Source organism: Streptomyces abikoensis, from assembly GCF_014648775.1.
Taxonomy (GTDB): domain Bacteria; phylum Actinomycetota; class Actinomycetes; order Streptomycetales; family Streptomycetaceae; genus Streptomyces; species Streptomyces abikoensis.
Genome location: NZ_BMRT01000003.1, coordinates 285,950 through 299,685, shown reverse-complemented (window position 1 = coordinate 299,685; position 13,736 = coordinate 285,950). Strand labels below are relative to the sequence as shown.

Below are 13,736 nucleotides of genomic sequence, written 5' to 3'. Positions count from 1 at the left end.
CTATCTGTTCCGTCGACGGTCGGGAGGGTGCGGGCATGACTGCTCCTGTCCGCGTTCACTCGGGCGGGCGGAAGAAGGGATGTCGGCTGTCAGCAGGGCGACGGACGGTCGTCCCGGTACACCGGGTGAGCTTTCCCACCGGGTCCGCCCGGGCATGCCCGGACTGTATGAACTACTCGTGCGTAGTTCCCCTGACCCCGCGCGCGGAGGTCGGCCGTCCCCCCGTCACCCGTAGGGAGTCTGCTCGATGGTCCGATCGCGTGCAATGTGGCGAAACGGCGCCGTTGAGGGCCGGACGGGGGAACCGGCGCCTCGCTGCGGCCTTCGAAGGCCGTAGCGGCTTTTGGCCTTGCAGAGTGCTGTTGTACGCGCGGCGTAAATCCACCTAGTACTAATCGTCTAGTGCGAAGACGTGAGCCGGCCTGCGCGCGGGACCGCCCCGGTGCGGTGGAACCGGTCCATTGCCCCCTCCCGTGCCGACGCCTGCCGCTACCGTCGGATCCGTGAAGGCCATTCGTCGATTCAGCGTGCGTCCCGTCCTTCCGGAACCCCTACGACCGCTCAGCGAACTGGCGCGCAATCTGCGCTGGTCCTGGCACCCCGAGACCCGCGAACTGTTCCAGTCCGTCGACCCCGAGGGCTGGCGGGCCGCCGGGGGCGACCCGCTGCGGCTGCTGGGTTCCGTCTCCGCCGACCGGCTGGCCGCCCTGGCCGAGGACCGCCGGTTCCGGCGGCGGCTGGCGGCGGCCGCCGACGATCTCCACGACTACGCGACCGGCCGGCGCTGGTACCAGGAGCAGCCCCCCGGCCTGCCGGCCGCCGTCGCCTATTTCTCCCCCGAGTTCGGCATCACCGCCGCCCTCCCGCAGTACAGCGGGGGCCTGGGCATCCTCGCCGGCGACCACCTGAAGTCCGCGAGTGACCTGGGCGTTCCGCTCATCGGCGTCGGACTCCTCTACCGTCACGGCTATTTCCGGCAGTCCCTCTCCCGCGAGGGCTGGCAGCAGGAGCACTATCCCCTGCTCGACCCCAACGAGCTCCCGCTGTCCCTGCTCCGCGAGCCCGACGGCACGCCCGCCCGCGTCGCGCTCGCCCTGCCCGGCGGCCGATGTCTGCGCGCGTACGTCTGGCAGGCGCAGGTCGGCCGGGTGCCGCTGCTGCTGCTCGACTCGGACGTGGAGGACAACGGCGCCGGGGAACGGGACGTGACCGACCGGCTCTACGGCGGCGGCAGCGAGCACCGGCTGCTCCAGGAGATGCTGCTGGGCATCGGCGGGGTGCGGGCCGTACGGGCCTACTGCCGGATCACCGGACACCCCGAGCCGGAGGTCTTCCACACCAACGAGGGGCACGCGGGCTTCCTGGGGCTGGAACGCATCCGTGAACTGGCCGAGCAGGGCGCCGAATTCGACGCGGCGCTGGAGTGCGTCCGCGCCGGAGCGGTGTTCACCACCCACACCCCCGTGCCCGCCGGCATCGACCGCTTCGAGGCCGCGCTCGTCGCCCGGCACTTCGGCGACGACGGGGAGCTGCCCGGCATCGACGTCGAGCGGGTCCTGGCCCTCGGCCGGGAGGACTACCCAGGTGGCGAGCCCGGCCTGTTCAACATGGCCGTGATGGGCCTGCGGCTGGCCCAGCGGGCCAATGGCGTCTCCACGCTCCACGGCAAGGTCAGCCGGGAGATGTTCGCCGGGCTGTGGCCCGGCTTCGACCCGGAGGAGGTGCCCATCACGTCGGTCACCAACGGGGTGCACGCCCCCACGTGGGTGGCCCCCGAGGTCTTCCGGCTCGGCGCCCGGCAGATCGGCGCCGGGCGCGCCGAGGACGCCCTGACCGTCGGCGGCTCCCAGCGCTGGGACACCGTCGCCGACATCTCCGACGCCGCCATCTGGGAGCTCCGCCGCACCCTGCGCGAACAGTTGGTGGAGGAGGTGCGGGAGCGGCTGCGGGCCTCCTGGCGGGAGCGCGGCGCCGGGACGGCCGAGCTCGGCTGGATCGACGGGGTGCTGGACCCGGACGTTCTCACCATCGGATTCGCGCGGCGGGTTCCCTCGTACAAACGGCTGACCCTGATGCTGCGCGACCGCGAACGGCTCACCGAGCTGCTGCTCCACCCGGAGCGGCCGGTGCAGATCGTGGTCGCGGGCAAGGCGCACCCGGCCGACGACAGCGGCAAGCGGCTGGTGCAGGAGCTCGTCCGCTTCGCGGACGACCCGCGCGTACGCCATCGCATCGTCTTCCTGCCGGACTACGGCATGGCGATGGCCCAGAAGCTCTATCCCGGCTGCGACGTGTGGCTGAACAACCCCCTGCGGCCGCTGGAGGCCTGTGGTACGTCCGGGATGAAAGCGGCGCTCAACGGCTGTCTCAATCTCTCCGTCCTGGACGGCTGGTGGGACGAGTGGTACGAGCCGGACTTCGGCTGGGCCATCCCCACCGCCGACGGCACGGCCATGGACGAGGACCGCCGCGACGACCTGGAGGCCGCCGCGCTCTACGACCTGCTGGCCCAGCGGGTCGCGCCCCGCTTCTATGACCGGGCCGCGGGCGGGCTGCCCGGCCGCTGGATCGAGATGGTCCGGCGGACGCTGGCGACGCTCGGGCCGAAGGTGCTCGCGGGGCGGATGGTCCGCGAGTACGTCGAGCGGCTCTACGCGCCCGCGGCCGAGGCCCACCGGGCGCTGGACCCGATCGCGGCGCGGGAGCTCGCCGCGTGGAAGGCGCGGGTGCGGGCGGCGTGGTCGGCGGTCGCCGTGGACCACGTGGAGGCCGTCTCGGACGGGCCCCTGAACGGCACGGCGGAGCTGGGCTCCACGGTCTCGCTGCGCGTGAGCGTGACGCTGGGCGAGCTCGACCCGTCGGACGTCGAGGTGCAGGCCGTCGCGGGGCGGGTGGACTCGGCGGACCGGTTGTCGGCGGCGTCGGCGTTTCCGCTGAAGGCGACGGGGGCGGTGGGGTTGGACGGGCGGCGGCTCTATGAGGGGCCGCTGACCTTGGACCGTACGGGTCCCTTTGGGTACACGGTCCGCATCCTGCCGGCGCATCGGTTGTTGGCGGACGGGGCCGAGCTGGGGCTGGTGGCGGTGCCGGCGGAGGGTGCGGGGGAGGGTGCGGGGGTGCTGATGCGCTGACGCGGGAGGGGCCCCAACCCCGCCCTTTCACCGTTTCCTGGGGCTCCGCCCCAGACCCCGGTCCTCAATCGCCGGACGGGCTGAAATCAGCCCGTCCGGGGGTGCGAGGGGGCGCAGCCCCGCCCGGAAACGGTGAAAGGGCGGGACCGGGGCCAATCCACCGCGCCCGCACATGAGTAAGGCGCCGTCCGGGGGAGTCGCGCTCACCCCGGACGGCGCCTGGTTCCTGGGAAGGATCCGGAGGCTAGAAGCTGAGCTTCCAGCTGTTGACCGTGCCCTCGTCATTCGCGTACAGGTCCTGGACCTGGAGTTTCCACGTGCCGGTCGCCGAGACCGCCGACGCGTCGACCGTGTAGGTCTCCTTGACGTCCGCCGCCGAGTCCCACGAGTCCGCGTCCTTCAGGCGCCACGTCTTGCCGTCGGGGGCGACCAGGTCGATCTGGAGGTCACCGCGGTAGGTGTGGCTGATGTTGACGTCGACCTTCAGAGCCGAGGAGCCGTTGCCGCTGCGGGTGACGACGATCGGGGAGGTCACGGCCGGGCCCGCGTCCGGGATGGCCACGGGGGTGGTGTTCTCGAAGACGCTGCCGCCGCCCGAGGTGTTCACGGTCCACTTGAAGGAGGCGGTGCCGGTCTTGCCGCCCGCGTCCTTGACCGTCACCGTCACATTGCTGGAGCCGGTGGTGGTCGGGGTGCCGGAGATCAGGCCGGTCGAGGAGTTGATCGTGAGGCCGGCGGGCAGGCCGGTGGCCGAGTAGGTCAGGGCGCCGCTGGTGGAGCTGGACGCCTTGATCTGGAGGGAGACGGCGGTGTTGACGATCGAGGTCTGGTCGCCGGGGCTGGTGACCGAGACGCCGGTCGACAGCCGGCTGCCGACGTTGATGGCCGCCCAGGCGTTCGCGGCGTTGTTGTACGTCTCGCTGCCGACGCCGAAGAGCTCACCGGCGGCCCACAGCGTGGCGTCGCGCGCGCCCGCGTAGTTGGTGTTGGACTGCATGCGCTGCGTCAGCGCCTTGAACCAGATCTTCGCCGCGTTGTCCCGGCCGATGCCGGTGACCGGCAGCCCGTCGGAGGTGGGGCTGTCGTAGTGGACGCCGCCTATGTCCTTGGGGCCGCTGCCCTCGGACGCCAGGTAGAACCAGTGGTTGGCCGGGCCCGACGAGTAGTGGACGTCGATGCTGCCGATGCCGGAGTACCAGCTGTCCTTGGACCGGCCGTCCCGGCTGGGCTTGTCCTGGTAGCGCAGCGGGGTGCCGTTGCCGTTGATGTCGATCTTCTCGCCGATGAGGTAGTCACCCGGGTCGCTGGGGTTGTTCGCCCAGAACTCCACGGCGGTGGCCATGATGTCCGAGGTGGCCTCGTTGAGGCCGCCGGACTCCCCGCTGTAGGTGAGGTTGGCGGTGGCGGAGGTGACGCCGTGCGTCATCTCGTGCGCGGCCACGTCGATCGCGGTCAGCGGCTTGGCGTTGCCGGAGCCGTCGCCGTAGGTCATGCAGAAGCAGGAGTCGGACCAGAAGGCGTTGACGTAGTTGTTGCCGTAGTGGACGCGGCTGTACGCGCCCACGCCGTCGCCCTTGATGCCGGTGCGCCCGTGGACGTTCTTGTAGTAGTCCCAGGTGAGCTGCGCGCCGTAGGCGGCGTCGACGCCCGCCGTGGCCGCGTCGCTGTTGCTGCCGTTGCCCCAGACGTCGCTGGAGTTGGTGAACAGCGTGCCGGTGCCGGACGAGCCGTGGTTGAGGTTGTACGTCTTGTGGCCGCCGCGCGAGCCGTCGGTCATCTGGTACGAGCCGGCCGAGCCGGAGGTGCCGATGGTGACCTTGCCGCTGTACTGGCTGTTGCCGGTGCCCTGCTTGACGCCCTGGAACTCGAAGAGCTTCTTTCCGCTCTTCGCGTCGGTGATGACATGCAGCTCGTTGGGCGTGCCGTCCTCCTGGAGGCCGCCGACGACCGTCTCGTAGGCCAGCACGGGGCTGCCGTTGGCGGCCCAGATCACCTTGCGCGGGGCACGGTCGGCCTTGGTGGCCTTCGAGCCCTTGGCCTGGGCGGAGGTGACGGCGTCCTTCTCGGCGGTGGCGGCCGCGAACGAGGGGGCGGTCGTGGCGACGGCCAGCTTCGCCTTGTTCGCCTTGGCGACGGACTTGACCGTGCCGGTCTTCGCCGCGTCGACGACGAGGTCGCCGCCGAGGACGGGCAGGCCCTCGTAGGTGCGCTCGTAGCGGGTGTGGACGGTGCCGTCGACGTCGCGGGTGACGTCGCGGACGACCAGCTGCTCCTTGTCGCCGAGGCCCAGCTTCTTGGAGGTCTGGGCCTTGGTGGCGTTGGCCTCGCGGATCAGTTCCGCGCGCTGGGAGGGCGTGAGCTTGGCCGGCTGGGCGCCGGGGGCGGCCTTGGCGATGATCTGCCGGGGCTGGCCGGTGGCGGCCGAGTCGTCGGGGCGGGCGTTCGCGGTGCCCGTCTGGGCCCCGACGGCGAGCATCGCCGTGACGGCGACGAGCGCGCCGGTGGCGACGGCGCGGCGATGGGGGGTGGGTCTCACTCTGACTCCTTCTGCGGGGCCACCACGGGGCGGGTGGGCCGATGGAACGGCCGGGCGGCGAACTGGTGGCCGTCCGGGCGGAGCGCGGCAGAACACATGGAGAGAGGGGGGAGATCGCCGTCGCGGAGGGGTGGGGATGTGGGGGTGCTCCGCGCCAGTTGAGGTGAAGAGTGCCATCGCCCACCGGGGCATGTCAGGGGCGCGTCAACAACTTGGCCGGAAACTGTTCGTTGGCCAAAGATCGTTGTCCGTATACCGGGCGTTCAGACCAGGCTGTCCCGCCAGGCACGGTGCAGTCCGGCGAAGTGCCCGCCACCCCTGGCGAGTTCGGCCGGAACACCATCCTCCACCACCCTGCCTCCGGCCATCACCAGCACCCGGTCCGCGATCTCCACGGTCGACAGCCGGTGGGCGATCACCACGGCCGTCCGCCCGCGCAGCACCGTGCGCATGGCGCGCTGCACCGCCCGCTCGCCCGGGATGTCCAGGGAGGACGTCGCCTCGTCGAGGATCAGCACGGCCGGGTCGGCCAGCAGGGCGCGGGCGAAGGCCACGAGCTGCCGCTGGCCGGCGGAGATCCGGCCGCCGCGCTTGCGGACGTCCGTGTCGTAGCCGTCGGGCAGGGCGGTGATGAAGTCATGGGCGCCGATGGCCTTGGCCGCGCGCTCGATCTCCGCGCGGCTCGCGCCGGGACGGCCGATGGCGATGTTCTCGGCGACCGTGCCGGAGAAGAGGAACGCCTCCTGCGTCACCATCACCACCCCGCGCCGCAGCTCCGGGCCGGCCAGGGCGGAGAGCGGGACGCCGTCCAGCAGGATCCGGCCCTCGGTGGGGTCGTAGAACCGGGCCAGCAGCTTGGCCAGGGTGGACTTCCCCGCCCCCGTGGAGCCGACGACCGCGACCGTCTCCCCGGCGCGCAGCGTCAGGTCGAGCCGGGGCAGCACCGGGGCGCCCGCGCGGTAGGCGAAGCGCACCCCGTCGAAGACCACCTCGCGGCCGGGGCGCCCGGGCGGACGGACGGGCAGCGCCACCGGCGCCTCCGGCTCGCGGACGGACGGGCGCCGGGCCAGCAGGCCCGCGATCTTCTCCAGGGAAGCGGCCGCCGACTGGTAGGTGTTGAGGAACATCCCCAGCCGGTCGATCGGGTCGTACAGCCGCCGCAGGTACAGCACCGAGGCGGCCAGCACCCCCAGGGCCAGGCTCCCGTCGGCGACCCGGTAGGAGCCCCACACCACGATCGCGGCCACCATGCTGTTGGCCACCAGCCGCGAGCAGACCACGTAATGGGCCATGGCCAGGGCGGTGGCGGTGTTGGTCCGCTGGTGGACGCGGTTGAGCCCGTCGAAGTCGGCGTCGTTGGCGCGCTCGCGACGGAACGCCTGCACGGGCCGGATGCCGTTCATGGTCTCGGTGAACTTCACGATGACCGCCGCGATCGCCGTGGACCGCCGGCGGTGGGCGATCAGCGAACGGCGCCGGTAGGACCGCACGAGCAGCGCCAGCGGCAGGAACGACAGCAGCGCCGCGCCCCCGGTCGCCGGGTCCAGCCAGAGGAGCATGGCGGAGACGTAGAGCACCGACAGGGCGACGCCGATGAGCTCCTGGAGGCCGTCGTTGAGCAGCTCGCGGATCGACTCCACGTCGGTGGTGGCGCGGGAGATCAGCCGCCCGGAGGTGTAGCGCTCGTGGAAGTCGATGCTGAGCGCCTGGGCATGGCGGAAGATCCGGCCGCGCAGCTCCAGCAGCGCGTCCTGGCCCACCCGCGCCGCCAGCCGCACGAACGCCATCTGCAGCAGGCCGGAGGCCAGCGCGCAGACGAGGTAGCCGGCGGCGACGGCCACGAGCGGCCCGTGGTCGTGCCGGCGGACGGCGGGTACGCCGGAGTCGATGGCGTAGGCGACGAGCAGCGGGCCCGCCTGCACGGCGGCCTGCTGGAGCAGCAGCAGGACGGCCGCGAGCCGCACCCGCCCCCGGGCGGGTGCCAGGAGGGAGCGCAGCAGCGCCCGGGAGGCGCCCTTGGGGGTGGGCAGGACGTCCCGGTCGAAGGGGTCGCCGGGCGGCGGCTCCTCGGGCCGGTCGTCCTCCGCGGCCGGGCGGCCGGAGACGGTGGTGGTCATCGTGGATCGCCCCCTTCGGGCCCCGCCGGGCCGGACATCAGCGACGCGTACTCCTCATGGGTGTGCAGCAGTTCGTGGTGGGTGCCCACCGCCGCGATACGGCCCCGGGACAGCAGGGCGACCCGGTCGGCGAGCAGCACGGTGGACGGGCGGTGGGCGACGACCAGGGCCGTCGTCGTGGCCAGCACCTCCCGCAGCGCGGCCTCGACGAGGGCCTCGGTGTGCACGTCGAGCGCGGACAGCGGGTCGTCCAGGACGAGGAAACGGGGCTCGCCGATCACCGCGCGGGCCAGCGCGAGCCGCTGCCGCTGCCCGCCGGACAGGCTCAGGCCCTGCTCCCCGAGGCGGGTGCGCCGGCCCTGGGGGAGCTCGTGGACGAACTCCGCCTGGGCGACGGCCAGGGCGGCCAGAAGCCGCTCCTCACCGGCGTCGGGCGCGCCCATCAGGACGTTCTCCGCGGCGCTGGCGGAGAACAGGGTCGGCTCCTCGAAGGCCACCGCCACCAGCTCGCGCAGCCGCTCCCGGGACAGCCCGGTGATGTCCCGGCCGTCGAGGACGATCCGCCCGGCGGTCGGCTCGTGGAGCCGGGGGACGAGCGCGGTGAGGGTGGTCTTGCCGCTGCCGGTGGCGCCGACCAGGGCCATGGTCTCGCCGGGGCGGACGCTCAGATCGACGCCGCACAGCACGGGCGGGGCGTCCTCGGGCGCGTCGGGATAGCGGAACCAGACGCCCTCCAGGCGCAGTCCGGCGTCCTTCACCCGCGCCCCGGCGAGCACCGGGGCCGTGGCGACGGCGTCCCCCGCCGACGCCTCGGCCGTGTCCATGACCTCGAAGAAGCGGTCCGTGGCCGTGGCCGACTCGTTCGTGATCGCCAGCAGGAAGCCGATCGACTCCACCGGCCAGCGCAGCGCCAGCGCCGTCGACAGGAACGCCACCAGCGTCCCCGCCGACAGCTCGCCGTCCCCGACCTCCACCACGCCGAGCACCAGCGCCGCGCCGATGGCCAGCTCGGGAAGGATCACGATCAGCGCCCAGAGGGTGCCCAGCAGGCCCGCCTTGCGCAGCTCGGTCTCCCGCAGCCGCCACGACAGCGCCCGGAACGCCCGCTCCTGGCCCCGGTGCCGGCCGAAACCCTTGATGACGCGGATGCCGAGCACGCTCTCCTCGACGACCGTCGTCAGATCGCCGATCTGGTCCTGCGCCTTCCGCGCGGTGCGCGCGTAGCGCTCCTCGAAGACCGAGCACAGCACCACCATCGGGACCACCGGCGCCAGCAGCACCAGGCCCAGCGTCCACCGCTGCTGGAGCAGGATGACGCAGCCCACGACGATCGTCACCCCGTTGACCAGCAGGAAGGTCAGGGGGAAGGAGAGGAAGATGCGCAGCAGCATCAGGTCCGTCGTGGCGCGCGAGAGCAACTGGCCCGACGGCCAGCGGTCGTGGAAGGAGACGGGCAGCCGCTGGAGGCGCGCGTAGAGCGCCGCCCGCATGTCCGCCTCGACCCGCGCCAGCGGACCGGCCACGATCATGCGGCGCACCCCGAACAGCCCGGCCTCGGCCACGCCGAGCACCAGCAGGGCCAGCCCGCCCAGCCACACCCCCGAGGGGTCGCGGCCGGCCACCGGCCCGTCCACGATCCACTTGAGCGTCAGCGGGATCAGCAGGCCCAGGCAGGACGCCACCACGGCGGACAGCGCGCCCACCACGAGCCGCCCGCGCACCGGGCGCACGTACGGCCACAGGCGCAGCAGGGACCGCACGGCGGAGTGGCGCCCGGGGCGCGGTGCCGCGCTGGAGGGTTCACGGGTCACGGTCATCAGTGGGGAGACTACGACCCCCCACCGACACCGCTCACTCGCCTTTTGGGCATAAATCCGCGTCGGGAGACGGCAGTTCGTCGCCGTCCCGCACCACTCGCCACAGCAGCACCGAGCGGGCCCGGACCGAAATCCGGCTGCCGCCCTCCCGGCGCAGGCCGGGGGCCGTGTGCTGGTCCTCCAGGGCGGTGTTGACCAGGAGTTCGTAGGACTCGGCCCAGGGCGGCCCCGGCAAGGTGAAGCGCAGGGCGCGCGGCCCGGCGTGCAGCACGGCCAGGAAGCTCTCGTCGGTCACCGGCGCGCCCCGCCGGCCGCGCTGGGGGATGTCCCGCCCCGAGAGGTACATGCCCAGGGTGGCGGTGGGGGCGTACCAGTCGGCCTCGGTCATCTCGGTGCCGCCCGGCGTGAACCAGGCGAGGTCGCGCAGGCCGTCCGCGCCCTGGGGCCGGCCGGAGAAGAAGGAGCGGCTGCGCAGCACGGGGTGGGCGCGGCGCAGCGCCAGCAGCCGGGAGCAGAGCCCGGCCAGGTTCCGCCAGCCGGGGTCGTCCAGCAGCGACCAGTCGACCCAGCCGGTCTCGTTGTCCTGGCAGTAGGCGTTGTTGTTGCCGCCCTGGGTGCGGCCCATCTCGTCGCCCGCCACGAGCATCGGCACGCCGGTGGAGAGCAGCAGGGTGGTCAGCAGGTTGCGGGCCTGGCGGCGGCGCAGGGCGGTGACGCGCGCGTCGGTCGTCTCGCCCTCGACCCCGCAGTTCCAGGAGCGGTTGTCGTTCGTGCCGTCGCGGTTGCCCTCGCCGTTGGCCTCGTTGTGCTTGCGCTCGTAGGAGACCAGGTCGCGCAGGGTGAAGCCGTCGTGCGCGGTGACGAAGTTGACGGAGGCGTACGGGCGGCGGCCGCCCCAGGCGTAGAGGTCGCTGGAGCCCGACAGCCGGTAGCCGAGGTCCCGTACGTCCGGCAGGGCGCCGCGCCAGAAGTCGCGCACGGCGTCGCGGTAGCGGTCGTTCCACTCGGTCCACAGCGGGGGGAACGCGCCGACCTGGTAGCCGCCGGAGCCCACGTCCCAGGGCTCGGCGATCAGCTTGACCCGGCGCAGCACGGGGTCCTGGGCGATGACGGCGAGGAAGGGGGAGAGCATGTCCGGGCCGTCGACGGCGCGCATCGTGCGCACCAGCGCCGCCGCGAGGTCGAAGCGGAAGCCGTCGACGCCCATCTCCGTCACCCAGTAGCGCAGCGAGTCGGTTATCAGCCGCAGGACGTTCGGCTGGACGACGTGGAGGGTGTTGCCGCATCCGGTGTAGTCGTCGTAGCGCCGGGAGTCGGACTGGAGCCGGTAGTAGCGGCGGTTGTCGATGCCGCGCAGCGAGAGCGTGGGGCCCAGCTCATTGCTCTCGGCGGTGTGGTTGTAGACGACGTCGAGGATGACTTCGATCCCCGCCGCGTGGAGGGCCCGGACCATCCGTTTGAACTCGCCCACCTGCTGGCCGCGCGTCCCGGTCGCCGCGTAGCCGGCGTGGGGGGCGAAGTAGCCGATGGAGTTGTAGCCCCAGTGGTTGGTGAGCCCCCGCCGCAGCAGATGGTCCTCGTGGGCGAACTGGTGCACCGGCAGCAGCTCCACGGCCGTCACGCCCAGCCGGGTCAGATGCCCGACGGCCGCCGGGTGCGCCAGGCCCGCGTAGGTGCCGCGCAGCCGTTCGGGGACGTCCGGGTGGCGCATGGTGAAGCCCTTGACGTGCAGTTCGTAGATGACCGAGTCGGGCCAGGGGGTCTTGGGGCGGCGGTCGTCGGACCAGTCGTCGTCATCGGCGACGACCACGCCCTTGGGGACGTGGGGGGCCGAGTCCCGCTCGTCGCGGACGGTGTCGGCGATGTGCTGCTGCGGCCAGTCGCGCACGTGGCCGTACACCTCGGCGGGCAGCCGGAAGTCGCCGTCCACGGCCCGGGCGTAGGGGTCCAGGAGGAGCTTGGCGGGGTTCCAGCGGGCGCCGGTCCAGGGGTCCCAGCGGCCGTGGACGCGGTAGCCGTAGCGGTGGCCGGGCAGTACGCCGGGGACGAAGCCGTGCCACACCTCGTGCGTCAGCTCGGTCAGCGGGTGGCGGGTCTCCCGTCCGTCCTCGTCGAACAGGCAGAGGTCCACGGCCTCGGCACCGCCCGCCCACAGCGCGAAGTTCGTGCCCACCGCGCCGTCCGTGCCGTCCTTGAAGCGCGCCCCGAGCGGCTCGGGGGCACCCGGCCACACGGGTGACGGTTCGGGCTCCGGTGTCGGGGCGCGCCGGGGACGGCCGTTGACGCCGGCCACCGGGGCCCCCGGACCCGCCGGGGGAGCCTCGCCGCGCCCGGCCGTCGGGGGGCGCGGCGGCCGTACCGCACCGTCGGCGTCCAACTCGCCCTGGTGGCGTGTCTCTTGCTCGGATGCGCTCGACACGTTGTCGCCTCCGGCGGCTCTCTGGTAGCGCGCCGGGCACCCGGCGTCCCGGGACCGGGTGTCTGGCGACGGGGTCCTTCTCCCCGTTCTTCCCTCATCCACGCATGCGCTCACACGTGTGATCGGCCGCAGCAAGCGAGTGCAGGCACGTTTCCCCGGAGGGGCCCCGTCGTTGGGCCGGGTGTGACACTTGCCCTCTCGCGTGCCGTACGGGGTCTGGTCGCACTGGCGGCCCTGGTCGGGCTCGCCGGGTGCGCCACCGTCACCCCGGAGGCCGCGCTCATGGACGACGCGCGCCCGGCGGTGCGCGAGCTGATCCACATCAGCCCGCCCGACCGGGCGCGCGACGTGGTGTCGACGGAGCCGTTCGAGGTGCGGGTGCCGCACGGGCGGCTGGAGCGGGTGACCGCCGCCGCCTCGCACGGCGGCGAACGGCTGGCCGTGCCGGGCCGGATCTCCGCCGACGGCCACACCTGGCGGCCCGCCACGAGCCCGCTGACGCTCGCCGCGCGCTACACCGTGGACGCGGTGGCCGTGGACGCCTCCGGGCGGCGCACGGCCCGGCACACGAGCTTCACCACCTATGTGCCGGAGCACCGGTTCATCGGCTACTTCAGCCCGGAGCCGGAGAGCGTCGTCGGCACCGGCATGATCGTTTCCTTCGGCTTCAGCCGCCCGATCACCGACCGGGCGGCGGTCGAGCGCGCCATCCGGGTCACCGCCTCGCCGTCCGCCGAGATCGCCGGGCACTGGTTCGGCGCCACCCGGCTGGACTTCCGGCCCCGGACGTACTGGCGGCCCGGCACCCGGGTGACGCTGGACCTCCGGCTGCGCGATGTGAGGGGCGCGCGCGGGGTGTACGGGATCCAGCGCAAGACGGTCGGTTTCTCGGTCGGCCGGAGCCAGGTGAGCCGGGTCGACGCGGCCGGGCACACGATGCGGGTCGTCCGGGACGGCAGGATGCTCGCGACCGTGCCCATCACGGCGGGCGGCCAGGGCAACGAGACCTACCGCGGCAAGATGGTCATCAGCCAGAAGTTCGCGGTGACCCGGATGAACGGGGACACAGTCGGCTTCGGCGGCGAGTACGACATCTCGGACGTTCCCCACGCGATGCGGCTGACCGGCTCCGGGACGTTCCTCCACGGCAACTACTGGGCGCCGCCGGGGGCCTTCGGCACCCGCAACACCAGCCACGGCTGCATCGGGCTGCCCGATGTGCAGGGTGGCGGGCCGTCCACTCCGGCGGGCTGGTTCTACGACTCCTCCCTGGTCGGGGACGTGGTGGAGGTGGTCGGCTCCCCGGAGCGGGTGGTCGCTCCCGACAATGGCCTGGGTGGCTGGAACCTGACGTGGGAGGAGTGGAAGGCGGGCTCGGCGCTGAGCTGAAACCCCGCCGGATTCCCCCGCGGATTCCCCGTGCGGAAACCGGCCCGAATGCCGGTTTCCGGACGGCTCGGGGAGCTCTTTTAACCGGCCTTTGAACACCAGTTTGACCTGGCCGGATTCAGGCGCTTCACTTCGGTCACCGCCTTCACCACAGGCGCACGGTTCGTATCACCGCTCCCATTTGGGACTGAACGGTGACATTCACGAGGTCAGCGTTGTCGGTGGCGTGTGGTTATCTATCGACAAAGCGCGTATCACGCGCTCAGGGGTGCCGCGTGGCCGCGGGCCGTGCGAGGGGAGACGATCCGTTGTGAACGTGCATCCGAT

General features: G+C 72.6%; 6 protein-coding genes. 2 read left to right on the top strand and 4 right to left on the bottom strand.

From position 1 onward, the window contains the following. The first annotated feature begins 503 nt into the window (after positions 1–503). Complete coding sequence (gene glgP / locus IE096_RS11610; protein ID WP_189451345.1) at positions 504–3,131, top strand: alpha-glucan family phosphorylase; 2,628 nt, start codon at positions 504–506, stop codon at positions 3,129–3,131. A 244-nt stretch (positions 3,132–3,375) separates the two neighbouring features. Here the strand turns inward: glgP and IE096_RS11605 are convergent, their stop codons facing one another. From IE096_RS11605 to glgX, 4 genes are all read right to left on the bottom strand, one after another. Continuing rightward, positions 3,376–5,667, bottom strand: coding sequence for a M4 family metallopeptidase (locus tag IE096_RS11605; RefSeq protein WP_189451344.1), 2,292 nt, complete (start codon positions 5,665–5,667; stop codon positions 3,376–3,378). Between the two features lie 263 nt (positions 5,668–5,930). Further along, a complete protein-coding gene (locus IE096_RS11600; RefSeq protein ID WP_189451343.1) occupies positions 5,931–7,784 on the bottom strand; it encodes an ABC transporter ATP-binding protein in 1,854 nt (617 codons plus the stop codon). Further along, the gene (locus IE096_RS11595) at positions 7,781–9,601 is read right to left on the bottom strand and encodes an ABC transporter ATP-binding protein (RefSeq protein ID WP_189451342.1); all 1,821 of its coding nucleotides are present in this window, start codon (positions 9,599–9,601) and stop codon (positions 7,781–7,783) included. Before IE096_RS11595 ends, IE096_RS11600 begins: the two co-directional genes overlap by 4 nt. A gap of 34 nt (positions 9,602–9,635) precedes the next feature. Then, entirely contained in the window at positions 9,636–12,020 is a 2,385-nt protein-coding gene (gene glgX, locus IE096_RS11590; RefSeq protein ID WP_373298084.1) for a glycogen debranching protein GlgX, read from the bottom strand. A gap of 183 nt (positions 12,021–12,203) precedes the next feature. Between glgX and IE096_RS11585 the strand changes: the two genes are divergently transcribed. Beyond that, the gene (locus IE096_RS11585) at positions 12,204–13,409 is read left to right on the top strand and encodes a L,D-transpeptidase (protein WP_373298083.1); all 1,206 of its coding nucleotides are present in this window, start codon (positions 12,204–12,206) and stop codon (positions 13,407–13,409) included. Positions 13,410–13,736 lie beyond the last annotated feature (327 nt).